The sequence below is a fragment of the uncultured Pontibacter sp. genome (assembly GCF_947492645.1).
GTDB lineage: Bacteria > Bacteroidota > Bacteroidia > Cytophagales > Hymenobacteraceae > Pontibacter.
In genome coordinates this window covers 1-24,774 of record NZ_CANLMZ010000006.1, presented here as the reverse complement: position 1 = coordinate 24,774, position 24,774 = coordinate 1, and the positions used below count along the sequence as shown (strand labels likewise).

20 protein-coding genes are annotated in these 24,774 nt (G+C 46.4%); 14 read left to right on the top strand and 6 right to left on the bottom strand.

The features are described 5' to 3' along the window. Window positions 1–134: 134 nt before the first annotated feature. A complete protein-coding gene (locus Q1A23_RS06595; RefSeq protein ID WP_299821265.1) occupies window positions 135–2,585 on the top strand; it encodes a zinc-dependent metalloprotease in 2,451 nt (816 codons plus the stop codon). Window positions 2,586–2,811: 226 nt separating this feature from the next. Continuing rightward, window positions 2,812–4,152, top strand: a complete 1,341-nt coding sequence (gene brnQ / locus Q1A23_RS06590) for a branched-chain amino acid transport system II carrier protein (protein ID WP_299821263.1) — start codon at window positions 2,812–2,814, stop codon at window positions 4,150–4,152. An 83-nt stretch (window positions 4,153–4,235) separates the two neighbouring features. Here brnQ and Q1A23_RS06585 read toward each other — a convergent pair whose 3' ends face one another. Further along, window positions 4,236–5,612: a serine hydrolase gene (locus tag Q1A23_RS06585; RefSeq protein WP_299821261.1), complete on the bottom strand. Its 1,377-nt coding sequence runs from the start codon at window positions 5,610–5,612 to the stop codon at window positions 4,236–4,238. 240 nt (window positions 5,613–5,852) lie between these two features. After that, window positions 5,853–6,110, bottom strand: a complete 258-nt coding sequence (locus Q1A23_RS06580) for a hypothetical protein (RefSeq protein ID WP_299821259.1) — start codon at window positions 6,108–6,110, stop codon at window positions 5,853–5,855. Window positions 6,111–6,286: 176 nt separating this feature from the next. On the opposite strand from Q1A23_RS06580, the gene Q1A23_RS06575 reads away from it, so the two are divergent. The 3 genes from Q1A23_RS06575 to Q1A23_RS06565 all read left to right on the top strand — a co-directional run bounded on the left by Q1A23_RS06575 (window position 6,287) and on the right by Q1A23_RS06565 (window position 10,241). After that, window positions 6,287–7,642, top strand: coding sequence for a hypothetical protein (locus tag Q1A23_RS06575; RefSeq protein WP_299821257.1), 1,356 nt, complete (start codon window positions 6,287–6,289; stop codon window positions 7,640–7,642). Window positions 7,643–7,976: 334 nt separating this feature from the next. Further along, window positions 7,977–8,957, top strand: coding sequence for a 23S rRNA pseudouridine(2604) synthase RluF (gene rluF / locus Q1A23_RS06570; RefSeq protein WP_299821254.1), 981 nt, complete (start codon window positions 7,977–7,979; stop codon window positions 8,955–8,957). 267 nt (window positions 8,958–9,224) lie between these two features. Continuing rightward, window positions 9,225–10,241 (top strand): pseudouridine synthase, encoded by a 1,017-nt coding sequence (locus tag Q1A23_RS06565; protein ID WP_299821251.1) that lies wholly within the window; start codon window positions 9,225–9,227, stop codon window positions 10,239–10,241. Window positions 10,242–10,327: 86 nt separating this feature from the next. Here Q1A23_RS06565 and Q1A23_RS06560 read toward each other — a convergent pair whose 3' ends face one another. The 3 genes from Q1A23_RS06560 to Q1A23_RS06550 form a co-directional block, all read right to left on the bottom strand. Then, window positions 10,328–11,011, bottom strand: coding sequence for a type 1 glutamine amidotransferase domain-containing protein (locus Q1A23_RS06560; RefSeq protein WP_299821248.1), 684 nt, complete (start codon window positions 11,009–11,011; stop codon window positions 10,328–10,330). Window positions 11,012–11,153: 142 nt separating this feature from the next. Beyond that, window positions 11,154–12,011, bottom strand: coding sequence for a pirin family protein (locus Q1A23_RS06555; RefSeq protein WP_299821246.1), 858 nt, complete (start codon window positions 12,009–12,011; stop codon window positions 11,154–11,156). A 288-nt stretch (window positions 12,012–12,299) separates the two neighbouring features. Beyond that, window positions 12,300–14,021, bottom strand: a complete 1,722-nt coding sequence (locus Q1A23_RS06550; RefSeq protein ID WP_299821244.1) for a hypothetical protein — start codon at window positions 14,019–14,021, stop codon at window positions 12,300–12,302. A gap of 339 nt (window positions 14,022–14,360) precedes the next feature. Here Q1A23_RS06550 and Q1A23_RS06545 point away from each other — a divergent pair, with 339 nt between their 5' ends. Then, window positions 14,361–15,422, top strand: a complete 1,062-nt coding sequence (locus tag Q1A23_RS06545; protein WP_299821242.1) for a PA0069 family radical SAM protein — start codon at window positions 14,361–14,363, stop codon at window positions 15,420–15,422. An 85-nt stretch (window positions 15,423–15,507) separates the two neighbouring features. On the opposite strand, the gene Q1A23_RS06540 is transcribed toward Q1A23_RS06545, so the two are convergent. Then, window positions 15,508–16,383 (bottom strand): manganese catalase family protein, encoded by an 876-nt coding sequence (locus Q1A23_RS06540; protein WP_299821240.1) that lies wholly within the window; start codon window positions 16,381–16,383, stop codon window positions 15,508–15,510. A gap of 247 nt (window positions 16,384–16,630) precedes the next feature. On the opposite strand from Q1A23_RS06540, the gene Q1A23_RS06535 reads away from it, so the two are divergent. The 8 genes from Q1A23_RS06535 (at window position 16,631) to Q1A23_RS06495 (ending at window position 24,637) form a co-directional block, all read left to right on the top strand. Beyond that, entirely contained in the window at window positions 16,631–17,422 is a 792-nt protein-coding gene (locus tag Q1A23_RS06535) for an FRG domain-containing protein (protein ID WP_299821238.1), read from the top strand. A 91-nt stretch (window positions 17,423–17,513) separates the two neighbouring features. Beyond that, on the top strand, window positions 17,514–18,620 hold the full coding sequence (locus tag Q1A23_RS06530) for a hypothetical protein (RefSeq protein ID WP_299821236.1): 1,107 nt from the start codon (window positions 17,514–17,516) through the stop codon (window positions 18,618–18,620). Window positions 18,621–18,929: 309 nt separating this feature from the next. Further along, the gene (locus Q1A23_RS19585) at window positions 18,930–19,841 is read left to right on the top strand and encodes a redoxin domain-containing protein (protein ID WP_363322030.1); all 912 of its coding nucleotides are present in this window, start codon (window positions 18,930–18,932) and stop codon (window positions 19,839–19,841) included. A gap of 1 nt (window position 19,842) precedes the next feature. Continuing rightward, window positions 19,843–20,322: a MarR family transcriptional regulator gene (locus tag Q1A23_RS06515; protein WP_299821234.1), complete on the top strand. Its 480-nt coding sequence runs from the start codon at window positions 19,843–19,845 to the stop codon at window positions 20,320–20,322. Between the two features lie 230 nt (window positions 20,323–20,552). Continuing rightward, window positions 20,553–21,032, top strand: coding sequence for a DUF2306 domain-containing protein (locus tag Q1A23_RS06510; RefSeq protein ID WP_299821232.1), 480 nt, complete (start codon window positions 20,553–20,555; stop codon window positions 21,030–21,032). A gap of 241 nt (window positions 21,033–21,273) precedes the next feature. After that, window positions 21,274–22,167: a transglutaminase gene (locus Q1A23_RS06505; RefSeq protein ID WP_299821230.1), complete on the top strand. Its 894-nt coding sequence runs from the start codon at window positions 21,274–21,276 to the stop codon at window positions 22,165–22,167. A 254-nt stretch (window positions 22,168–22,421) separates the two neighbouring features. After that, complete coding sequence (locus tag Q1A23_RS06500) at window positions 22,422–23,060, top strand: hypothetical protein (protein WP_299821228.1); 639 nt, start codon at window positions 22,422–22,424, stop codon at window positions 23,058–23,060. Window positions 23,061–23,173: 113 nt separating this feature from the next. After that, on the top strand, window positions 23,174–24,637 hold the full coding sequence (locus tag Q1A23_RS06495; RefSeq protein WP_299821226.1) for an aminoacyl-histidine dipeptidase: 1,464 nt from the start codon (window positions 23,174–23,176) through the stop codon (window positions 24,635–24,637). Window positions 24,638–24,774: the final 137 nt, after the last annotated feature.

Sequence of the window (24,774 nt, the reverse complement as noted above, 5' to 3'; positions counted from 1 at the left end):
GCTGTGAGGCTAATACCAGCGATTTCTCATTCGTTAAGTTTATGTGTGCTTTTATTCGGATAGACTCCTAAATGCATAAATCCCTATATTTACTTATCTTACACCATCAACCCAAACTAACCTTTCCATTTTATATGAAATCGCCTTTTACAAAAATTTTGTGGCTTTTACTGCTGCTGCCCTTGCTGGTGGCAGGTAAGGCCATGGGGCAAAAGTTACTAACCATCGCCTCCAAAACCGAAGGCATGAAACGATACCCCGGCTACTTTACTTTCTACTACGATGAGGCAAGCGGTAAAATATGGCTGGAAATAGATAAGCTTGACCAGGAGTTTTTGTACGTGAACTCGTTGCCGGCTGGCCTCGGCTCCAATGACATCGGCCTGGACAGAGGGCAGCTTGGCGATACTAAAGTGGTATACTTTAACAGGCAAGGGCCAAAAGTGATGCTTGTGCAACCAAACCTCGCCTACCGCGCCAGTTCTGACAACCCAAACGAACGCCGTGCCGTGGAAGAGTCTTTTGCACAATCCATACTTTGGGGCTTTAAAGCCGAGGCTGCCGATGGAAATAAAATACTTGTAGACGCTACCGATTTTCTGCTGCGCGATGCACATGATGTAACCGGAAGTATAAAACGCAGCCGCCAGGGTAGTTACAAGTTAGAGGCAAGCCGCTCTGCTTTATACTTACCGCGCACCAAAAACTTTCCGCAGAACACCGAATTCGAAGCCACGCTCACTTTTGTAGGCGGCGAAGACGCAGGGCGCTATGTACGCGAAGTGGCCCCGGATATAAACGCCCTGACGCTGCGCCAGCACCACTCCTTTATACAGCTGCCAGACAATAACTACCAGCCCCGTAAGCTCGATCCACGTGCCGGTTACTTCGGCATTTCATACTTTGATTACTCCTCTCCTGTAGACGAGAACATAGACAAACGTTTTATTGCCCGCCACCGCCTGCAGAAAAAGAACCCGGAAGCGAAAGTGTCTGAGGCTGTAAAACCAATTGTATACTACGTGGATAATGGCGCACCCGAACCGATAAGATCTGCTTTAGTAGAAGGTGCACGCTGGTGGAACCAGGCTTTTGAAGCTGCAGGTTATAAAGATGCCTTCCAGGTGGAGGTACTGCCAGACACCGCCGACCCAATGGATGTGCGCTATAACATGATCCAATGGGTGCACCGCAGCACACGCGGCTGGTCTTACGGCGCATCAGTAACAGACCCTCGCACCGGCGAGATCATCAAAGGGCATGTATCGCTTGGCTCTCTTCGCGTACGCCAGGATTATATGATCGCGGAAGGGCTGCTGGCTCCTTACAAGGATGGCAAAAACCCGAACAAGGACATGATGGATATGGCCCTGGCACGCATCCGGCAATTATCGGCGCACGAGGTAGGGCATACTTTGGGCATACAACACAACTACGCTGCCAGCACCAACAACAATGCCTCGGTAATGGACTACCCGCACCCCATGGCTAAACTGGACCGCGCCGGAAACATTGATTTGAGCAAGGCTTATGAAACCGGCATAGGCGCCTGGGATAAAATGGCAGTTGCCTACGGCTACCAGCACTTTCCGGAGGGCAGCAATGAACAGCAGGCGCTGAACCAGATTTTACAGCAAGGCACTAAGGAGGGTTTGCTGTTTATAACAGACAGAGATGCCCGAGCACCCGGAGGCGCGCACCCGCTGGCCCACCTTTGGGATAATGGCTCAAATGCAGCCGAAGAACTGGAAAAGGTACTGCAGGTGCGGGAGAAAGCGCTGAAGAACTTCTCGGAGCAAAACATTAAACCAGGGCAAGCATTAAGTACACTTGAAGATGTGCTGGTGCCGATTTACAATTACCACCGCTACCAGACCGAAGCTACTGCCAAACTGATTGGCGGTTTGAATTATACTTACGCCACCCGTGGCGACAACCAGGTCATCACAGCGCCAGTGGGCAAACGTGCGCAGCAGGAGGCGCTGGATGCTTTGCTCAAGACGCTCTCTCCGGATGTGCTGACGCTGCCCGAAGATATTATAAAATTAATACCGCCTCGTGCACCGGGCCTGGGTAATAACCGTGAGCTCTTCACAAAGCGCACCGGCCTCACCTTCGACCCTCTGGCAGTTGCCGAAGCCTCTGCTGATTTTACGCTTTCGTTCCTGTTGCACCCGGAGCGTGCCTCGCGTTTAATTGAGCTGAGTGCCCGCCACAACAGTATAGGCTTGCAGGATGTAACTGCGCAGCTGATTGATAAAACCTGGAAAAGCCGACGCGAGCAAGGGCTTCAGGAACATGTGCAGATGCAGACAGAACAGCTGGTATTAACACACCTGCTGGCGCTGGCCCACAACGAAAACGCATCTTACCAGGCGCGCGCTATTGCCACCGCCGGTTTGCAGCAAATAAGAGAACTTGCGTCTCGTAAGCAAAAAGCCGGCAGCAGCGTTTACCAGGCGCACCTGGCTTTCGCATTAAATCGGTTAAACCGCCCTATAACCGAAGACCTGAAGCCAAGCCGCGCGTTAGATCTGCCCCCTGGTGCCCCCATTGGTAGTGGTGAGGTGCTGGGGTGTAACTAGTGCTCTCGGATAAAGTATAAAAACAAGCGCCGCCATATAATTTTGGCGGCGTTTGTTTTATTTAAAACCTGTTGGTGTGATAAGTATGAAGCTATCCAACAATTATTTATAGTACCACCCCGCCCACCATTATCTTATTAAACAACACGTTTAACTTGTTTCCCGGCTTTAGGCGTAGTTAATTGCATTTAAGTTAATTACATTTTTCATTACAGGATTAAATATTGTGGGAACAGGAAACCTATCCTTCAGGGAAACATTTTTCATTGGTTTGATGCTATTTGCCGTCTTTTTTGGAGCCGGTAATCTTATTTTTCCGCTTTCGTTGGGGCAGGCAGCCGGCGACAATTTACTACCCGCTATACTTGGCTTTCTCATAACTGGTGTGGGGCTCCCACTCTTAGGCGTGATTGCGATAGGTATATCTAAAAATGAAGATGTTCAGTCGATATCAGCCAAGGTTCATCCTCTATTCGGACTGATTTTCCCTGTAATCATTTACCTGACCATCGGCCCCTTGTTTGCCGTGCCCAGAACCGGAACCGTTTCATTTGAAATCGGCATCGCCCCGTTTTTATCAGAAGGATTAAGAAACTCTGGTTGGGGTATGATTTTATACTCTGCTGTATTCTTTGCCATAACTTACGTGCTGGCTTTAAACCCTGGCAAAGTTGTAGACCGGATCGGCAAGATACTAACGCCTGTATTGCTCATCATTTTATTTGCACTTCTGGCCAAAAGTGTCGCTAATCCATTAGGAAATGTTCAGGTACCGCTGCCCTCTTATGAAAGCACGCCATTTTTTAGGGGCTTTCAGGAAGGCTACCTTACCATGGACACTATCGGGTCGTTTGTTTTTGGCCTTATCGTGATCAATGCTATTCGGGCCAAGGGTATAGAAAGCACAAAGCAGATTGCTAAAGTATGCACGACGGCAGGGCTGATAGCCGCAGCAGGATTAGCCTTGGTATACATCGGGCTTGCTTATACCGGTGCAACCAGCGTAGAAAAGATAGGTCACCTGGAAAACGGGGGGCTAATCATCACGAACGTATCTCACGAGCATTTTGGCTTATGGGGTAATGTGATCCTGGGCATAGCCATAACGTTTGCCTGTTTAACGACAAGCATCGGCCTGGTTGTTTCTTGTGCGAGCTATTTTAACAAGCTTCGCCCTTCTATTTCCTACAACACCTACGTTTTACTTTTAACGATTGTCAGCGCTGTTATCTCAAATGTAGGGCTCACGCAGATCATCTCATTTTCTGTGCCTGTACTTGTAGCGGTCTACCCTATTATAATTGTGCTTATCGCCCTTACGTTATTTGGCTCACTTCTTAAAAAGAGAACAAGCGTTTATACATGGGCTGTACTTTTTACCGGTATCGTAAGCATTTTTGACGGAATAAATGCGGCAGGCTTCGAATTAAAAATCAACAGTTTTCTTGCTGATTACCTGCCATTATTCGGCTTGGGTATGGGGTGGCTTGTTCCCGCACTTGTGGGAGGATTGATTGGCTATGCCATTTCGTTCAGGCAGAAGTCCTATGATCTAAAACAAGTATAGCTTTGTAATTAAGTTTTAGTATAAATAAAAAGCGGGAGAAGATGTAGATTATCTTCTCCCGCTTTTTATTTATACCACTTATGTTAGTTGATTCTTGTTGCCGGCATAGCCTTGCCGCCGTGGTGCATCACCATTTTAGCAATCTTGCCTGTAGCATCTTTCTCAAAAGCTATCAGGGCAGGCGCTACCTTAATAAAAAACTTGTCTTCTGCCTCCGGAAAAATCTCGAACCGGTCCTGGCCTGCCGCTTCGGCGTAAAGCTGCCCTTCTTCCAGTATAATCTTAAAAATCATCTTCGGCGCTACCTGGTATTCGCCAACATATGCCTGCAACTTACTTGGAGCCAGTTGTACCATGTGTCGCACTACAGGCACTTCATACTTTTCGCCTAACACGATAGCCGTAACATCTTTGGCAATGGGGCCATTTACCTGCTGCGATTCATAGTTGCTTAGCACCGCTATCGTAATTTCTTTACCCGGCAGACGTATCAAACTGGCCTTAAAACCATTGATGGCTCCGCTGTAACCGATGCGCTGCTGCTTAAAAACAGAGTCTATTACACAGCCATAGCCGTAGTCTCTTTTCTCCGGCGTATACATCATTTTCTTGGAAGCATCGCTTAGCAGCATGTTGCCTTCCAGCCCTTGAGCAAACTTTACAAGATCCTCTGCTGTACCGTACACTCCACCTGCCGACCAGCACCAACTCATGTCTATCGGGTTACTCTGTTTACGTGTAGTGCCGCTATAGTTATACCCTATCGCCAAACCAGGCACCGGCTTTCCGCCGCCTTCCAGGCCGGCAGTTTTCATTTTCAGGGGTTTGAAGATGTGTTTAGTCAGCAGTTGCTCATACGTTTTGCCAGTCACTTTTTCGGTGATGAGGCCCAGCAGCACATACCCTGAATTACAGTAACTAAACTTTGCCCCAGACTCAAAAAGCATGGGTTTGTCTTTAAAGTGTGTAATGATTGCTTCTCCTGTGGTGGGTTGTTTGTTTACCTCTTTCCAGGTATCAGTATAGTTGGCAAGTCCCGAAGTATGGGTAAGCAGGTGGTGGAGCGTAATTTTATCTCCATTCGGAAAGTCGGGCAGGTATTTACTCACCTTGTCCTGCACGTTAAGCTTGCCCTGTTCCTGCAGTTGCAGCACAAGCGTAGCGGTAAAGGCTTTGCCAACGGAGCCGAACCTGAATTTTGTTTCAGCGCCATTTTCGGTTCCCGCCTCATAATCAGCCATGCCGAAGCCTTTGCTGTAAACGATACTGCCCTTTTCGACAACTACAACGGTACCACTAAATACCCCTTGCTGCAGGTGTGCGTTCAGGTACTCATCCAGTTTATCGGAAAAAGTTTGTGCTTTGGCTTTGTAGCTGGTAAAGCAGAACAATAGCCATAGCAGCAATAAAGCCGTGATGTAATGTGTGAATGGTGCAGAGATGCGTGATAACTTTTTCATAGGTTTATTTTATACTTTACAAACCTATAATAGCCAACATGTATGCCACTACACGAATAAATTGATTATCAGCTACTTAAAACCTAAACCACTACATCCAAGGATAGATTACCTGTTCAAAAGTGTACACTTTTGTTCGATTTCAGGAGTTGTGATAGTATACACAGAAGTATAGGCTCTGAGAAGAAAGCCATACTGTTAGTTAAAACTGCCAGAGCGGCTTTATTTGGTGTGTGCTTCTTAAAGATCCAGTAATTCCTTTACGTCAACAGCATCAACGTAAGGCTCTAGTATGGCTACTGCATTGGCTGATTTTTTAAACGTGCTGTATACTTGCACCTTATCTCCTGACCACAGCTCAATAAACGAATTGTTTAAAGTATACAGCGTAACCGTCCAGTTATTGTATTTGCGTTGTGCAAGCACAGTTCCGTTTTTAGCTAATGCTTCTGCCTGGCTCCTGAAAGGCAGCCTTTCAAACATCGAGTACTCAAGCATACATTTTTAATTTGTAGGTAATAAATAAGCTGAAAAGTATAGAATTAGTTTCGTGCTACTGTAATCATCTAAATACAGGACTTTGTTTAGTTAAATTTTAAATTATTCATTAAGCATAGGCAACTATCCTGGTCTAAGCCGCATCTATACTTTATACAACAATTTCTTATACACCTATGAAAAATTACTTCTTGCCAATTACAAAACTAACTTTGTTTGTAGCCGCCATACTTTTACATGCTCCTGCACTATACGCACAATCAAAAACTAATTGCTACGAATATAACCACGAAGGCATTCCAACTGATGTTAAAAGTATAAAGGCCAAAACAGTATCCATCAACAATGGCAAGTATGATCTTAGCTGGCTGGATAAGGCCATCAAGACAAAAAAAGTGCTTATGCTTGGAGAAAACCATTGGATGAGTACCATTAAGGCGATGGAGGAAGACATTATTTTTTACGCCAACGAGAAGGGCAGCTTCCCTGTACTGGGACTAGAAATCTCGTACTCTGCCACACCTTTTGTGAATGCTTTCATAAACTGCCAACCCGGTTCTGATTGCGACCCGCTGCTAAAGTTGCTAAGTCCTCATTTTTCATCAAAGGAATCTGTAGGCTTGCTGAGAAAACTGCAGCAATGGAATTATGACAATCCTACCAAAAAGATAACAGTAGTCTGTACTGATGTGGAGCAAGACCTTGCATTTACGTTGCACCAAGCTATTGTACCGTTTTTTAAAGAACTCGGCGACAAGAAGTTATTTGCTATGATAAACGAGCAAAAGCAGTTTACGGATGCCATTGTATCTTACATGGATTCTGTCGTGCAAAACGCACCAGACATGGTTAAAGTAAAAGATAAACCTTACATCGACAAAAGCTATTTACAAAATGTGCTGTCGAACTTTAAGGTGCGATACAATGCCTACGCTACATCGTTAAAACAGGGCGAAGACAGCTTTGAGGCGCTTTTTATGGAGGCGAGGCTGGAACAAATAATCAGAAACCTGACTAATGATGCGGTTTTCGGGAAATTAATAAAAGAGCATAACAGCATTTTGGTCGGGGGAGCAAACCATATGCGTGTTTACCAGGCTGGCCCAGGTGATGAGGATGCCGCTGCTTGGGAAGGTTGGTATTTGGCACACAACTATGCGCCTACTAAAGGCAAAGTATATTCTGTTAAACTTGTTAACCTTAGCTACAACATACCAGAAACTTACCTAGAGCAAGAGTATGAGACGGATAATTATAGCCTTAAGTACTTGATTTCGGGGTATAAAAACTGTTTCGGCAGCGATAAGGCAGGCAGTTACAAGTTAATAGATGGACTAACGCCTGTTACGGCGGCACTTGTGCCGGCATTTAAGCAAAACCAGGACCAGCCGGTGAGGCTGCTCGGACATTTCGAAATGAAAAAGCTTGCCAAAAAGCTGCCATCTGTAAAAGAAGACGCTAACTGGAAAAATTTTTATGCCCACGATATGGTGATCGTGATGCCGACTGCCACACTTTTCCAGATGCTTTGAGGCAAGGTTTTATGTTGGAGTGCTGCTATTTTAAAATTTACTAATAAAGCATCCCCTCTGCTCGCTAGCCGGGATGCTTTATTAGTAACAGTTAAGATCATTCCTGCTAGTATACCCAATGGGCTGCTGCATCACTTATTTATGCAACATTGCCTATGCCTTCTTACTATAGTACACTCAAATTCGTACGTTCAGCTGCAACTCCGCTATCCCGACAATAGGTAAATCACCTGCTTTGCTGTACTTTTGATGTGAAAGTATAGCACGTATATAAGCGAAAGGAGCTGGCCAAATTGCCGGCCAGTAAATGGCAGCCAGAATACGCCCACAAAGTATGGAACCGATCAGATTAAATAAATTCATAAGCGATGCCGGCTATTGCTCACGCCGCGAGGCAGATAAGTTGATAGAGCAAGGCCGGGTAATGGTAAATGGGAAACGCCCCGATGTAGGCGCTAAAGTTACACCCAAAGATAAAATACGGGTAGATGGCAATTTGCTGCAGGTAGATGCGGTAGAGCCTGTATACTTGCTGCTAAACAAGCCGGCAGGCATTGAGACAACAACCGACCGCTCTCAGCGCGACAACATCATCAGCTTTGTAAATTACCCTGAGCGCATTTTCCCGATTGGCCGCCTCGATAAAGACTCCGAAGGCCTTATCATACTTACAAACAACGGTGACATTGTAAATAAAATACTGCGGGCTGGCAACAAGCACGAAAAGGAATACATTGTAACGGTAGATAAACCTATCAACCAGGACTTTGTCACGAAAATGAGCGGCGGAGTTTCTATACTTGGCGTGAATACGAAAAAGTGCTTTGTAGAGCAGTTAGGGCCAAACAAATTCCGGATTATACTTACCCAGGGCATGAACCGCCAGATACGCCGCATGACCGAAGCCTTGGGCTATGAAGTACAAACCCTGCAACGGACCCGTATTATGCACCTGTCGCTAAACAAGATTCCGCTGGGCCAATGGCGCAACATGACCGACACAGAAATAGCGGAAATGGAACGATTGGTAGCTAGCTCAACCAAAACAGAAGAAGGCTCTGCAACAAAAAAACGTGCAGAGTCAGGGGCTCCAGCCAGAAGTAACAAACCGAAACCACGCAGCAACTCCTCAGCAGCAGCAAGGCCTGGCCGGCCAGGTGGCGCACCAAAAGCAGGTGGAAAAAGTGCTGCAGGCGGTAAAAGCAACAAGCCTAAAAGCGGTGCCCCAAGTGCCCGCGGATCACGGGGTGCATCTAAAGGCGGGCCAAAAGGAAACGCTGGAGGCAAAGGCCGTAGCGGCGGGAAAAGAAGATAGCAAGCTGACAACAGCAGTAGGTACAGGCGCTTTAAAGTATAAATTCAAAAAAATGTTTGTTACAGGATAGGGTTTATACTTACGCTGCAAGCCGGTAACTATACTTTAAACCCTGCGCTTAACCGATTACAAGCCTGGTATAGCTGAATATTCCGGATTTGAGGTCGTTAAACCAATCCTTTTCCTGTAATTTCGCCAAATCATTTAAAACAGGCGTAAGAAGATGCAACAAGTATACTTGTACCAGCTGCAACGCCACTACAAACCATGGAACCAAAGCGATTAAATAAATTTATAAGTGACACCGGCTTCTGCTCCCGCCGCGAAGCAGACAGACTGATTGAAGAAGGCAGAGTAACTGTGAATGGTAAGGAGCCGGAAGCAGGTATAAAAGTAACGCCAAAAGATAAAGTCAGAATAGATGACCAGCTGCTAAATGTGCGCGAAGAAGCGCCTGTTTTCCTGGTTCTGAATAAGCCTGCCGGCTTGTCGGCTACGGCAGATATGGAAGTACGCGACAATGTGGTGCGCGCCATTAACCACCCGGCATCTCTGCAACCTGTAGGCAAACTGGACAGAGACGATGAAGGTGTTCTGTTTTTGAGCAATGACTCCGATTTTGTGAGAAAGCTGACCAAAATGGACAGCAAACTCGAAAAAGAGTTAATTGTATCAGTAAACAAACCTATTTCCTCTGATTTTATATCGAAGCTTAGCGAGGCCTGTGCATCTTTTGAAAACGGGATTCCTAAAAAAGCTGTTGTGAATAAAGAAGCAACCAGCCGCTTTAGAATTACGCTAGAGCCCGGCATGAACCATAGCATCAAGAAAACCTGCGAGGCGATGGGTTACAATGTCACGTTTATACAGCGCGTCAGAATCCAGAACATCACACTTACAAAACTACAAAAAGGCCATTGGCGCACCCTTACAGGAACCGAAGTAGAAAGTCTGAAGCAGCTGGCCTCTTCTAAGCCAGATAAAGCACCATCAAAAGCAAAGTCAGGTTCAAGAGATTTTGGTTCGAGAGAACATGGCGCAAAAGCAAACCCTAACCGCGAAAAAGCTGGAACAAGCAGCAGAGAAGGCTATCAGAAACCTGCCAGATCCGGGGCATCGGATTTTAGTGGCGCTGGTAAGCGAATCGGGAAATCAAGACCTGCTCCGGCAAGCGCTGGTAGCGCCAAGGGCGCCAGAGGCGGTGCGAAAGGGACACCTAAAACAGGGGGCAAGCCAGGGGCAACAGGCCGTGGCAGCGCTCCAAAAAGATCGCCTAAACGTTAACATAGCAAGTATAAAAAAGCCCCTGGCAGATAAATTGCCAGGGGCTTTTTTATACTTGTTAATCAGGACTTTGCCTTTATATAAATTTACTTCTTTTGCAGCAGCTTCAGCAGCTCTTCTGCGGCTGGCTCAGATGATGCAGGGTTCTGGCCTGTAATAAGCAAACCATCCGTAACCACGTAAGGCTGCCAATCCTCTGCCTTACTGTAGTTTCCGCCCAGCTCCTTCAGCCTGTCTTCTACTAAAAAAGGAACAATGTTTGTTAACTGCACAGCCTCTTCTTCTGTGTTTGTAAAGCCAGCTACATTTTTACCTTTTACAAGGGGCTCACCGCTTTCGGTTTTAGCCTTTGCCAGTACTGCAGGTCCATGGCAGACAGCGGCTACCGGCTTGTTTTGCTTTGTAAACTCTTCTATCAGCTTTATAGACTCTTTATCGTTGGCCAGGTCCCAAAGCGGCCCATGACCGCCTGGGTAAAATACTGCATCAAAGTCATCAGCCTTTACGTCGCTAAGCTTTTTGGTTTTGGATAGTTTCTGTTGCAAGCCGGAGTCTTTGTAGTACCGTTCCGTAGCTTCAGTCTGCGCGTCAGGTGCTTCGCTTTTTGGATCAATGGGAGGTTGGCCTCCTTTGGGTGAGGCTAAGGTAACATCTACGCCTGCATCTGCCATTTTGTAATATGGCGCGGCAAACTCCTCCACCCAAAATCCGGTCTTGTTACCGGTTTCCCCTAGTTTATCATGAGAGGTTAGCACAAATAATACTTTCATAGCTCGCTGTTTTGGTTAACTATAAAGCGTGTACGCAGCATATGGGCCAGCTGCTATGCCTAAACTAAATTAAACTGAGTTTATACTTTGCAAAAGTACAGCTGCCTCCACGCACTTCTGCTTGTATCTGAGGCACTATAGGTTACTCTTCCCAGGCACCCATTTTCCCCATTTGGTAATCCCGGAAGGCTTCTCTGATTTCTTCTTCGGTGTTCATCACAAATGGGCCGTGCGCTACAACTGGCTCGTTAAAGGGCTTGGCATGGCCAAGTAGCAAATAGCTATCTTCAGAAGCATTAACCGTAATTTCTTCGCCTTCATTTGTGAACTCTACCAGGTTTAGCTTTTCAGCCTCTACACCATTCACGGTTACTTTGCCGCGTACCACGTAAAAGAAAATATTTCGCGCGGCTGCTATACTTGTAGTAAAACCTGCACCTTGCTGCATTTCTATACTTGCCATGTGTATGTCGCTTAGCGATGGTATCGGCCCTTCCGTTTCGCCCCACTTACCAGATACCACGTTTACCTTTACCTTACCATCAGCTTCCGTTACCACAGGTATTTTATCTTTCTGCAGGCCGATGTAGTTAGGCTTTACCATTTTATACTTGGCTGGCAAATTAAACCACAGTTGCAGAATTTCCATCGGGCCTCCCTCCTTCTTAAACTTTTCAGAGGATACCTCAGCGTGAATCAACCCAGAGCCAGCGGTCATCCATTGCACGCCACCAGCTTCAATTACATCTTTGCCGCCGCCAGTATCCTGGTGGGTAATATCGCCCTCAAGTATAAAAGTAAGCGTTTCGAAGCCACGGTGCGGGTGCGGCCCAAAGGGCAAGCCTTGGTTGTTAGGCTGGTATACCTGTGGCCCATGATGGTTAAGAAACAGGAACGGATCTATGTAATCAACTGAGTTGGTAGGCAGGGCACGATAGGTTACAAGGTCAGCTATGGGCGCACTAACGGCAGTATGTTTTTTCTTTATCTTTCTTTGCATCGCGTGTTTATAAAATGATGTAGCTACATTAAAGTTATAAAACTAAACCGCTTCATCAAAAGAATGTTCTACAAAGTGCTGTATACGCTGCTGCTGCTCAGGGTAGGTAAAACTTCTCCTAATTGCCTTCGCTTGGTTTGCTAAAGCAGTAATTAAAAAAACAAGGTTGATTCCAGTTGCTTCGCTGTTGCAAATTTTAACGGAAGCAACTAAGGACGCAGCTAAAATGGCAGCAGTAACACCTGTTTAAGGTTAACGCCTCCTTTACCCCGAACTGCAAATGCCATGTTATTTTACCCGGGACGCTACAAGTTCAGTATCAGACCATTGCCAGGCCTGCTCAAACGCTTTCTGGGCTTGTTCTGCTTTGGTTTTGTTTCCGAGTGCTTTGTGTGCCTGAGCCAGGCCGTTTAAGGCCCATCCGTTGCGTGGCAGGTTTTGCAGGTCTTGCTCGTATACCGCAACGGCTCCGTTATACTGCTGCGCCAGCAAAAGCACCGGGCCAAGGTGGTGGCGAACCGAGAAAAACCAGTCTGGAGGCTCGTTGTAGTTCAGGTTATCCTCAATTTCAACTGCTTCGCGCAGCAACTTTATACTTTGCGGGTACTTTTCTTCTTTGGCAAGTATACTTCCCTGTAGCACGCGGTGCGCTATTTCGGTGATATCGTGCATCGAGTTTATTCCCCAAATGGTCATTTCTTTAAGTGCTGGTTTACTGCTAATGGTTTTTAGTTTTGCCAGTTCCGCTTTTGCCCCGGCCAGGTTGTTTTTCCCCAGATAAGCCATCCCATTTGCATAATGTTTTATAGCCTGAGGGTAAATAAGCGAAGTATCTGTTTGGGGCATGCGCAGCACCTCGTCCCAAAGGCCAAATTTTACAGCTACATTATAAGGGATAGTATAATAATGTTGCAGCGTTTCCCACCCTGGCTGACTCATTACATCAGGGTGCACATGGGCCGCCATTTTCAGGGCGCTCTTCATAGCTAAGCTGCTGTTTCCCTCCAGCGTTGCTGTAGCAGCTAAAAAGTGGTAATTGTGCGGGTAGTACGCCAGCGGATACGCGCCCTGGGCATGGCAGGTAGTAGTATACATACTATCAGCTTTTACAGCCCTCAGGTTTGCCAGCGTACCCGCATGGTAATCGCCGGTGCGGATGTAAGTATGCGATGGCATGTGCACCAGGTGGCCGGCACCCGGGACCAGCGTTTCGAGCAGTTTTGCGCTAGTGGCTGCTGCCCCCGGGTTTTTAGATGCCTCTGTGGCATGAATGTATAAATGGTTTGCTCCGGCGTGCTTTGGTGCCTGCTTCATTACCTGCTGCAACGTAGTCATGATTTCTTGGGTCCAAGGTTGCGGCTTGCCATTTTTCTGCCAGATATCCCAGGGGTGTAAATCCATAAGCGCCTCAGCATACATAGTGCCTATATCTGCATCCTTAGGGTAAGCCATATGTACTTTTTTCATGGCATCGGCATAGGCCATGTCGTTGGGGCTGCAATCTTCTACCACTTTGGCGGGATACCTTTTTTCCAGGGCAAGTATAAGCGCGCGCTCTTTAGGCGTTGCATTGCCAGCGTGAGTTTTGGCCTGCTGCACCGCCTTGTAGGCCCTGCTAAAATTGTCCGGCTCCATGCCTGCATTGTAATTTGGGCCTAGCACATAGGCATACCCCCAGTAGCACATGGCGCAGTTTGGGTCCTGGCGCGTTGCCTCATAAAAAGATCGCGCTGCTTCGGCGTGGTTAAAACCATAAGCCAGCATCAGCCCCTGGTTAAAGTATTTCTGCGCCTCCGGGTTGGCAGTAGTTATTTTCACCTCCACCCCTTCCAGTCCTTTAAAAAGTGGGGCTTTTTTATTTTGAGTATACCAAAGTGTATCGGCAGTTGGCGGAGGAGTGCATAATGCTATGCCAGACATTTCGAGGGTAGAAACATATGATACTTCCTGTACTTCAGATCCTCCACAAGCTGCCAGAAATAATGCTGATAATAACCGTAAATGCTTCATAGAAATCAATTTTATCTATTTGATCAGCAAGTCGGGAGGCTTAGGTGAGCGAAATGGCATTTTTGTGTAATAGCCTATGCCTGAGCATAGGTACAGCTGCAAAACATTGATGTGGCACTTACTACATTATACGAAAACAAGAATTTATTAGCCTATATAAAATTGACTGTCGTGACTAAGAACATAGCCTCTATCCTTTCAAAATTCCATGAGTAGCATTAAGCACTAACAAGCGAATAATTTAACATTCATTTATACTTATCAGCCTTGAATAATTAAACTCATAAAAACTAATTTATTTAGTTAAAACTAATTAAATTAGCACAAGTATAATCAAGTATGAAGGCTGAAGAATTTATAAAAGGTCGCGGAGCGCAGTATAACCCTGCAAACCCCTACTTAAAACAGGAGTATGTAGCTGCCCATATTGAAGGTTTGGATGAAGCAATGGTTTCGAATACCAAAACTGAGTTTCTGGTAGAGCATCCTAAAAAGATCGTTAATAAAGTTGACAGCCCCGATATTGGTTTGAGTTACTCGCTAAACCCATACCAGGGTTGCGAGCATGGCTGCATTTACTGCTATGCCCGCAACTCGCACCAGTACTGGGGCTATGGCGCGGGGCTGGATTTTGAACGAAAGATCATTGTAAAAGAAAATGCGCCCCAGGTGCTGGCTAAGCAATTAGAGAACCCCAACTGGCAGGTAATGCCGCTCATGCTGGCCGGCAACACAGACTGCTACCAGCCTATAGAGGCCAAAAAGAAACTTACACGCCAGATATTGGAGGTGTTGCTGCAGTACCGCCACCCTGTCAGCATCATCACTAAAAACGCTTTAATCCTTCGCGACCTGGACCTGCTTACCGAATTAAATAAGCTGGACCTGCTGCACGTGAACATCAGTATCACAACCTTAGATGAAAAACTGCGCCTTAAGTTGGAGCCGCGAACGGCTTCCGGTGCTAAACGGCTGGAGGTAGTACGGCAGTTAAGTGCAGTTGGCATACCTGTAAATGTGATGGTGGCCCCCATCATTCCCGGGCTAAACGACCATGAGATACCGCATATAATCAAGCAGGCTGCTGCTGCCGGTGCACAACATGCAGCCTATACTATTGTGCGCTTAAATGGCAGTATAGGTCCTATTTTTGAGGATTGGATACAAGAAGCTTTTCCGGATAAGGCAGCTAAAGTGCTGAGCCAGATAGCCGACTGCCACGGCGGCAGCCTGAACGATAGCCGTTTTGGCACCCGTATGCGCGGTGAGGGCAAGTTTGCAGAGGCTATCTCAAAACTCTTTAAAATGAGCAGGCAAAAGTATATGGCTGGCCGAAGTATAAAACCTTTTAACTACAGCTATTTCTGTACGCGTGCCGGCAAGCAGATGGAGTTATTTTAAGTAGATAGCGGCACTTTTTGGGGCACAAAAAAAGCGAGGGTAAAATACCGCCGCTTTTTTGCTTTAGCTTTAAACAAGCTAAACTTTAAAGTTTTCCCTTCAGTTTATTCAGCATGCCTTTAGCGCTATGCCCGTTCATCATCTGCTCTACCTGCGCATGGCCTCTTGGGTCTGGTGGGCCTAGTTCTGGTTTGCCACCCTGCGGTTTGGCTAATTTATACTCAAAGTCTCCTTTACCATCAATGGATTTGCCCTGTGTCCAGCGGCCATCCGACTCTGGTTTGCACTCCAGCTCAGTTGATAAGAATGCATAGTTGAATTCCTGATTCTCCTCAGCCTGCGGGAAGCTGTTGGGGATTGGATGCACGCCCTGCACGCCGCCTAACTCCTCCAGCACAGCCAACCATTGGTTCTGGTGCATGGTATCGCGGGCAATCAGGAACGATAGCATATCTTTCATGCCGGGGTCATCTGTCATTTCCCAGAGGCGGGTTGCCAGCACACGGCCCGTAGACTCCGCCATTACGTTTGCATACATATCAGCCGCCATGTTACCGCTGCCCACTATCCACGAACCATTAAAAGGCACACCATTGCTATCGGCTGCAATAGCGCCAAGCCCTGAGGAAAGTATATGGCGAGGGTCCATGCCTCCCATTACAGCACCTACCATTTTGTCTTTGGCCATTTCTTCCTTCAAAGAGAGCGGGGCTCCCTCCAGGTTAAGCGCCACGGCCGTGGCCAACATCTCAATATGCGCCATCTCTTCAGTACCAGTCTCCAGCAGCATTTGCCTGTACTTTTCAGGGCCTCTGCAATTCCAAGCCTGGAAGAGGTACTGCATACAAACTCTCATTTCGCCCTCTATGCCACCAATGGCTTGTTGCAGCATTTTGGCAAAAGTTGGATTGGGTTTATCTACCCGCACAGTATATTGAAGTTTGTTATCATGATAAAACATAAGCTTGTTTTTATAGGTTTTACATAGCTTTAGCTTACGAGAGCAACAGGCAGTTGTTATAAACTTTGTTCTATAGCAAACAATTTAAATACTATTATACACCTATACTTCAATTAAAATCACACGACTACATTAGGCGTTATTAATTGTATTCTTTAACTTAAACCCTGCCGTGGCCTAGTGCAGTATATACTAGTCATTGTAAAAAAATAGTTTTGCAGAGAACCTAGCAGCACCACCCGAATCTATGCATAAAGGAAATGACGTTGTCGTAAACAGTTGGGCAGAATTACAGAATGCCCTGTTTGACCACAGTTGGGACGATAAGATTGAGCGGTTTCGTTCGTCTTTTGTATACAGGGGCACACACAACAACGATTTTAACCTGAAAACCAGCATCATGCGCATTGGCAGCAAGTATGAGCAACTGGAGCCGCACCTGCTGCGCAATTTCCGGAAGTATGCCCACACGAGTGCCGCATCCGGCAATTCCGTCTGGAACTGGCTAGCCCTTGCGCAGCACCACGGGCTGCCAACCCGCATGCTCGACTGGACTTACTCGCCTTACGTTGCCCTCCATTTTGCCACCGAAGACCTGAGTACCTTTGAACAGGATGGCTGCGTGTGGTGCGTAAACTACGTAAAGTCGCGGGATTTTTTGCCATCCCCACTTATGAAGGCACTAGAAGAAGAAGGCTCTAATGTATTTACCCCGGAAGTGCTGGAGCCGGTGGCACCATCTTTCAATGCCTTAAAAAGCTTTCAGGAAGAAGAGTTTGTGATGTTCCTGGAGCCGCCATCCCTGGATGCGCGCATTGTGCACCAGTATGCTTTGTTCTCGATGATGTCGGATGTGAGAACCGAGTTAAGCCAATGGCTGCTAAAGCACCCCGACTTATACTTTAGAGTTATCATCCCAGCCAAATTAAAATGGGAAATCCGTGACAAGCTGGACCAGGCCAACATTACCGAACGTGTGCTGTTTCCGGGGTTATCAGGTTTAAGCCAGTGGCTGAAGCGGCATTATACCCATACCTGACATTTTAACTAAGAAAACGCGGAGCGGGGAGTGTATCTTGCGTATTTATCTTTATCTTATGAAACATTTTATACTTACGCTTTAACTTTAGATGAACCCGCGATTACCCCTTCCCCGAATTACGCTTACCACCCTACAAAAATTATCAGGCAAGCTTACCGATCTTAATTTTCCTAATAAAAAGGCCTTTCGCACAGCGGCCATGCTTTGCGGCATTTTGTTTAGCGGCGCCTGCACCCAGGAGCGTGAAGTTAGCACCGTAACTACGCCAGAGCAGGTGGCCACAGCAGAGCAAACGCCTGCTGCCCCAGCTGCCGACACAATGGCTGTGGCCAGTACGGCGCCTGTTGCTTCCCCGGTTACTACAGCTGCCCCCGACTCTGGTTATACTTACCCGGGCCCCAAACCATTGCCAGGTGCCATACTGCCGCACAAGCGCATACTTGCCTATTATGGTAACCCGCTTTCTAAACGCATGGGTATACTTGGCGAATACCCGGAAGATGAAATGCTGGCGAAACTGGATGAGGAAATGGCAAACTGGGCAAAAGCAGATTCGCTAACGCCTATACAACCTGCCCTGCATGCTATTGTAGTTACTGCACAGGGCCACCCAAGTGCCGGAGGCAAGTACCGCCTGCGCATGACCGATAAAATGATACAAGGTGTGTTGGATATGGCTGCCAAGCGCGATGCCATTGTGTTCCTGGATGTGCAGGTAGGCCATAGCACCTTGCAGGAGGAGCTGCCAAGGCTGGAGCAATTCCTGAAATTGCCGCAGGTGCATTTGGGCATTGATGCGGAGTTCTCGATGAAGGACGGAAGTATACCGGGCCGCAAAATAGGCACTTTTGATGCAGAGGATATTAATTATGCTACCCAATATTTATCCGATCTGGCCAAAACGCATGGCCTGCCACCCAAGCTGCTTATTGTGCACCGCTTCACGCAGCGCATGATCACCAACACGGATAACATCATACTTAGGCCCGAGGTACAGGTAGTCATGCACATGGACGGCTGGGGACCACCTGCCCTCAAAAAAGACACTTTCAGGCGCTACATTAAAAACGAGCCGGTGCAGTTTACAGGCTTTAAGATTTTTTACAAGAACGACACTAAAAACAATTCCCGTTTGATGAAACCGGAAGAGGTCCTGGCCCTAAAGCCTACGCCTATGTACATTCAGTACCAGTAGCATCTGGCTGTAAGTAAATTTATACTTCAAAAACCCCTGCCACATAGTAATGGCAGGGGTTTTTAGTTTATGATTAGCGTAAAGCGGGCATTTGAGGTGCAGCAGCTTTTCAGAGAAGCAAGAAAAAGGCTACAATGGCTGTACTTGGCTTAACTACCTGGCAGCTACAGCAGATCTTGTGCGTAATTATCAAAGCCCTCTATCTAATTTAAAACCCAAAATCTTATTAAAATTCAGCTTGTATAGCAACAAATAAAGTTATTAGAAGTATATTTGTATCGCACACGACTTAATCACTAGCGATACAAAATGAAAACGTCCACTACACAAAATATCTTTAGAGTAATTTTAGGCTTGTTCATGGCTTTTGCAGGTATAGGCCACCTGACTTTTCAGCGGCAGGAGTTCCTGGCGCAGGTGCCCCGTTGGTTGCCCACCGATCCTGCTTTTATGGATTTTATCGTACTTGCCTCTGGTGTTGTGGAGGTAATGCTGGGCCTGGCAATGATTTTTATGACGAAGCACAAGGTAAAAGTCGGCTTAGCGCTGGCCCTGTTCTACGTTCTTATTTTCCCGGGCAATATCTCGCAATACACCAACGGAATTGATGCTTTTGGGCTAGACACAGATCAGAAACGATTGATCCGCCTGTTCTTTCAGCCTATCCTGATCTTATGGGCGCTGTGGTCTACGGGTGCGTTAACGTATTTGATCAGAGGCAGACAAGAACGAAATCAGGCAAAACTCCAAAACTTATACGACTTTACAGCAACTGATATCAAAGGCAAAAGTGTTGCAATGGATGCGTTTCGAGGTAAAACGGTTGTTGTTGTTAATACAGCCAGCAAATGTGGCTTAACTCCACAATACGAAGGTTTGGAGGCGCTCTACAACAAGTATAAAGATCAGGGCCTGGTTATACTTGGTTTCCCCTGCAACCAGTTTGCCAACCAGGAAGCCGGCACCTCAGAGGAAATAGAAGAGTTTTGCCAGATTAACTACGGTGTAAGCTTCCCCATATTCTCTAAGGTTGATGTGAACGGAGCGAATGCACACCCGCTTTTCCAGTACCTTAAGGCATCATTAGGCGGCTTTTTTGGTAGCCAGGTTAAGTGGAACTTCACCAAATTTGTGGTAGACAAAAACGGGGTGCCTATAAAAAGATTCGCGCCATTTACTAAGCCAGCAAGTATGGAGGCTTATATTCAGAAACTGCTTTAATATGAAAACGGACGGAACATCGCTGTACCTGGAAAACCAGGTTTGTTTTCCGCTTTACGCCGCTTCCAGGCTAACAACCAAACTGTATACGCCTATACTTAAAGAACTGGACCTGACGTACCCGCAGTACCTAGTGCTATTGGTTTTGTGGCAGCATGGCACCCAAACGGTAAATGAAATCTGTAGTCGCTTGCTTTTAGAATCGAACACGGTTACGCCTTTGCTTAAGCGCCTGGAAGAGAAAAATATTCTGCTCAGAAAAAGGTCAGAGGCCGATGAACGCGTCGTTCAAATTTCGCTGACGGAAAAAGGAGAAAGCTTAAAGCAGAAAGCCAGCACTATACCCGGGCAGATAATCAATTCGTTTAGTGATGAATCGATAAATGAACAAGAGATCCTGAACTTACAGAAAACCTTGTTTAAGCTGATTGACATCATGAACAGGAAAGAACTGCTGGAGGGCACCTGCCGCCATGATTGATGGTTAGCGGCTTTAACTATAGCATTTATACTTCAGGAAGTAGGTAGCAAAGCTACTGCCCACCACAACGCATCCGGCAACCATAGCCCCATCTTTTATACTTCGTACTATATGCTTGAACGTATATACTACTAAGTATAAAAATGATAAATTACAGCTGATACAGCTTTATTAACAGGCTGCTCCTTTCCCATGTTTTTAAATCCTAACAAAATTAAACCTGGTTAACGATGTATGGCTTTGTAAATTCTGCACTAGGCTGGTTCCACTTAATAGTAGCGCTTTTGGCGATGGTTGCTGGCGCATTTGTGTTGGCCACTAAAAAGGGCACCGAGAAACATAAACGTATGGGCTACAGTTATGTGATCGCGATGGCTTTGGTTTGCACATCAGCGCTGGGTATTTACAACCTGACAGGAAGATTCGGCTTATTTCATATAATGGCTGTGATCAGTTCCCTTACCCTGGCTTTGGGAATGGTACCATTGCTCGTTAAAAGCATGCCTCTGAAGTATAAAGCGGTTCACCTTTGGTTTATGTACTACTCGGTACTTGGTTTATATGCTGCCTTTGCTTCAGAGTTAAGCGTTAGGTTACCTGATAAGCCATTTTTTGCCATGGTGGGCATTGCAACAGTGATCGTGTTTGGTTTGGGAACAGCTTTTATACTAAAGAAAGAGAAAGTATGGAACAGGTTTTTTGGGAGTTAAGTATACATACGCTACGCCCATCTGTACTGAGACCAAGCCTTTGTTACACGCCCGAAATATAGAATTATCCTTATACTTGATCCCCCAGAAAATAAACTAAAAAATAAATGTAAAATTTCGTAACTTAAAGGAGTAAAAAGGCCCGCCTTTTGCGTTACAATAAAACAGAGCGTTAGTGTCTGCTGCCAAAAACGGCGGGCACTTGATTACCAGGCGCCAGAATCCTCAAATTTGAGATCCTATGACGCGATTTTTCCGACCTACTGCATTACTGAACTTCGCTATCAGGTTCATACAGATTATTATTGTGTTTCCGATGGCTGTATTGTTCAGTTTCTACATACCGCCCTACAACTCCATGGACTACGAATTGCACTTTTTACTGTGCCTGATGTTCGCTGCTGTAGTCTCGGTTATAGTTACAAAATTCAGCCAAAAATTAATTGTGGTGATGTTTATAGGCATATTAGGCATCATGGCTTTTAATAAAACCTTTAAAGACCAAACTCTTGACGGCATTTACGCCGATTATAACGCCATGCTGGTGAACATGACCAGCAACCCGCACAAGGTGTCATACTTTAAGCCTGTAAGAGGTACTTACTTCCAGGACCAGCGCGTGAAAAGTGCCATGCAGCCCACACACCCGAAGGTGCGAGCCTTTGCCGTTGAAAACTCTACCCGCTATTTCCATGACGAATACTATCGTAAATTCGGAAAGGCCACACGTTATTTTTCGCTCTTCAAGCATATTCGCCTTAACTGGAAATATGTAAACGACCCGCTGGGCATGGATTACTACTCTCCGCCAACCGAAAGTATGGGCCTGCTGGCCGGCGACTGCGACGACTATGCTATCCTGATGGCATCCTCTGTTATGTCGATAGGTGGGGAAGCACGTATTGTTATCTCTCCAAGCCACATGTACACCGAAGTAAAAGTAGGCACCATCGAGGATATAGATGAAGTGAGTTATGCGATCAGAACGCTGTTTCCGGATGAGGTGAACGGCGGTAAGATACACTTCCACGAAACCGGTGGAGACCTTTGGATTAATTTTGACTATACTGCAAGTTACCCAGGCGGCCCTTTCCTGGAGCCTGAGCTGTACAGCGTTATTACATTTAACAAATAACTGAAACAAGATTTATACTTGGCCGGGCAGCATGTATGTAAACTATTTGCCATCACCTTGCTGCCCAAATCCTGTTTAGCCTGAACAGGATTTGATGCTGGCAGACTCCTTTTAGTATAAATCTTTTACAGAGCCCTACGATACTTTAATTTAAACTTTCTCCCTCCCTTTCTGCTTTAGAATTCGTAATCTTGCGCCTGCCTGCCAGCAGGTGTTTTTATTTTAAGGGGGTGGCTGCACCCCGGCATCACATTATGAAGGATTGGATTATTCGTTATAGCTTCTTTTTTATGGGGCTGTTATTATTCGGGCTTGGCAACGCGCTGGCAATAAAAGTTAAGTACCTGGGCCTGCACCCCTGGGAGGTTTTGAACGTAGCTTTCTGGCAAAAATTTGGCTTTACCATTGGCACCTGGAGCGTTATTACAGGTTTGTTTCTGGTTGGTATTTCATGGTTTGCAGGTCGTAAATACATCAGCATAGGTACTTTTCTTAACGCAATGCTGATAGGCCCCTTCATGGATTTTTTCCTGTGGCTGGACATCCTGCCAGATAAAACCGGCACCTGGCTGGACTATGTATACCTGCTGATAGCCATTGTGATTGGGGGCCTTGCAGGTGGCATGTATGTGGCTGGTGGCGTTGGTGCTGGTCCCCGCGATGGCTTTATGCTATCAATTGCAGACAGAACAAAGTTATCCATCAGCAAAGCCCGAATTATGGTGGAGTCGGTGGTGCTGGTTATTGGCTGGCTAATGGGTGGGCCTGTATTTATAGTTACATTCTTTTATACGTTGCTCTTCAGCCCGATTTTCCAGATTACACTAAAGTTCTTTGTGAACCTGCGCGAAAAGCTATCAGCCAAAACAGCAAAGCAGGAAGCGAAAGTATAACGTAAATGCCGAACCCGTAAATTTACATCCTACTCCTAAACTTACTATCTTTAACAAAAACAGAAACCGAAAGCAGCTTACAAGTTAAAGCTGACACATAAACCACACTAACTATGAGCACAGAAGTGAGAAACCTGGAGCCGAAAGCACTCTGGAATAATTTTGCAGACCTTAACGCGGTTCCCAGGCCATCTAAAAAAGAAGAACGCGTTATCCAGTTTATCAAACAGTTTGGCGAAAAGCTTAACCTGCAGACCTATGTGGATGAAGTAGGTAACGTGATCATTAAGAAGCCTGCCACCAAAGGCATGGAAAACCGCCAAACGATAGCCATCCAGAGCCACCTGGATATGGTGCATCAAAAAAACAACGACACCGACTTCGACTTTAACACGCAGGGCATTGACATGTATGTTGACGGGGACTGGGTGAAAGCAAAAGGCACAACCCTTGGAGCCGACAATGGCATGGGCGTGGCTTCTATTATGACGCTGCTTGCCTCTACCGACATTCCCCACCCTGCCATTGAGGCACTTTTTACAATTGACGAAGAAACCGGCATGACAGGTGCCATGGGCCTGAAAGGCGGCTTACTGGATGCCAGCATCATGCTGAACCTGGATACCGAAGATGACCGCGAGCTGACGATAGGTTGTGCCGGAGGGGTGGATATAACCGCCACCGGAAAGTATGAGCAGCAACCTGCTCCTGCTGATGCTAAGGGCTATAAGTTAACTATAAAAGGATTGACCGGCGGCCACTCCGGCATGGATATTTACCTTGGCCGCGGCAACGCCAACAAGCTGATGAACCGTGTGCTGGCGCAGGCAGCAGAGCAGTTTGGCATAAGGATAGCTACTGTAGATGGCGGTGGTCTGCGCAATGCTATTCCGCGTGAGAGCTTTGCAGAAATTGCCGTACCCGGCGATAAGGAAGCAGCATTTAAAACATTTGCACAGGAGCAGCAGGCTATACTTAAAAACGAGCACAGCACAACAGACCCTAACCTGCAGGTAGTTCTCGAAAGTATTGCGGCCCCTGCTAACGTAGCTGCAACCGAATTCGCAGGTAAGTTGCTGCGTGCGCTTTACGCCTGCCCCAACGGTATTTTCAGAATGAGCCCGGATATTGAGCACTTGGTACAAACATCAAATAACTTGGCGCGTGTGCTCGTAAAAGACGGTGAGTTTACTATACTTTGCCTTACCCGCAGCTCTGTTGATTCTGAGAAAATGGACCTGGCACGTAGTATAAAAGCTACCCTAGAGCTGGCTGGTGCCGATGTAAAGCTTAGCGGTTCATACCCCGGTTGGATGCCAAAGCCAGAGGCTGCCATTGTAAAATTGATGAGTGACCTTTACCGCTCTAAATTTGACGCTGAGCCACATGTAAATGCTTGCCATGCTGGTTTGGAGTGTGGTATACTTGGCGCGAATTACCCTGAAATGGAAATGATATCTTTTGGGCCCAACATCACAGGCGCTCACTCCCCTGATGAGAAAGTACAGATAAGCTCGGTGCAAAAATACTGGGATTTCCTGCTGGACACGCTGGCAAAAACTCCTGAAAAAGTTTAAGTATATTTAAGATCAGAAAAGCCACTCAAGTTTATACTTGAGTGGCTTTTTTGTTTAGTATGTCCTGTCCTGAAATAGGTTGACACCAACATCAACCTTATATGGAAAAACTGACAGCGAAAAAAGGCAAGCGTACC

What these genes read in the sequence shown, in the direction of transcription:
- Q1A23_RS06595 (WP_299821265.1), top strand. Translation starts at nt 135, where the DNA reads ATGAAATCGCCTTTTACAAAAATTTTGTGGCTTTTACTGCTGCTGCCC.
- Q1A23_RS06585 (WP_299821261.1), bottom strand. Translation starts at nt 5,612, where the DNA reads ATGAAAAAGTTATCACGCATCTCTGCACCATTCACACATTACATCACG.
- Q1A23_RS06580 (WP_299821259.1), bottom strand. Translation starts at nt 6,110, where the DNA reads ATGCTTGAGTACTCGATGTTTGAAAGGCTGCCTTTCAGGAGCCAGGCA.
- Q1A23_RS06575 (WP_299821257.1), top strand. Translation starts at nt 6,287, where the DNA reads ATGAAAAATTACTTCTTGCCAATTACAAAACTAACTTTGTTTGTAGCC.
- rluF (WP_299821254.1), top strand. Translation starts at nt 7,977, where the DNA reads ATGGAACCGATCAGATTAAATAAATTCATAAGCGATGCCGGCTATTGC.
- Q1A23_RS06565 (WP_299821251.1), top strand. Translation starts at nt 9,225, where the DNA reads ATGGAACCAAAGCGATTAAATAAATTTATAAGTGACACCGGCTTCTGC.
- Q1A23_RS06560 (WP_299821248.1), bottom strand. Translation starts at nt 11,011, where the DNA reads ATGAAAGTATTATTTGTGCTAACCTCTCATGATAAACTAGGGGAAACC.
- Q1A23_RS06555 (WP_299821246.1), bottom strand. Translation starts at nt 12,011, where the DNA reads ATGCAAAGAAAGATAAAGAAAAAACATACTGCCGTTAGTGCGCCCATA.
- Q1A23_RS06550 (WP_299821244.1), bottom strand. Translation starts at nt 14,021, where the DNA reads ATGAAGCATTTACGGTTATTATCAGCATTATTTCTGGCAGCTTGTGGA.
- Q1A23_RS06545 (WP_299821242.1), top strand. Translation starts at nt 14,361, where the DNA reads ATGAAGGCTGAAGAATTTATAAAAGGTCGCGGAGCGCAGTATAACCCT.
- Q1A23_RS06540 (WP_299821240.1), bottom strand. Translation starts at nt 16,383, where the DNA reads ATGTTTTATCATGATAACAAACTTCAATATACTGTGCGGGTAGATAAA.
- Q1A23_RS06535 (WP_299821238.1), top strand. Translation starts at nt 16,631, where the DNA reads ATGCATAAAGGAAATGACGTTGTCGTAAACAGTTGGGCAGAATTACAG.
- Q1A23_RS06530 (WP_299821236.1), top strand. Translation starts at nt 17,514, where the DNA reads ATGAACCCGCGATTACCCCTTCCCCGAATTACGCTTACCACCCTACAA.
- Q1A23_RS19585 (WP_363322030.1), top strand. Translation starts at nt 18,930, where the DNA reads ATGAAAACGTCCACTACACAAAATATCTTTAGAGTAATTTTAGGCTTG.
- Q1A23_RS06515 (WP_299821234.1), top strand. Translation starts at nt 19,843, where the DNA reads ATGAAAACGGACGGAACATCGCTGTACCTGGAAAACCAGGTTTGTTTT.
- Q1A23_RS06510 (WP_299821232.1), top strand. Translation starts at nt 20,553, where the DNA reads ATGTATGGCTTTGTAAATTCTGCACTAGGCTGGTTCCACTTAATAGTA.
- Q1A23_RS06505 (WP_299821230.1), top strand. Translation starts at nt 21,274, where the DNA reads ATGACGCGATTTTTCCGACCTACTGCATTACTGAACTTCGCTATCAGG.
- Q1A23_RS06500 (WP_299821228.1), top strand. Translation starts at nt 22,422, where the DNA reads ATGAAGGATTGGATTATTCGTTATAGCTTCTTTTTTATGGGGCTGTTA.
- Q1A23_RS06495 (WP_299821226.1), top strand. Translation starts at nt 23,174, where the DNA reads ATGAGCACAGAAGTGAGAAACCTGGAGCCGAAAGCACTCTGGAATAAT.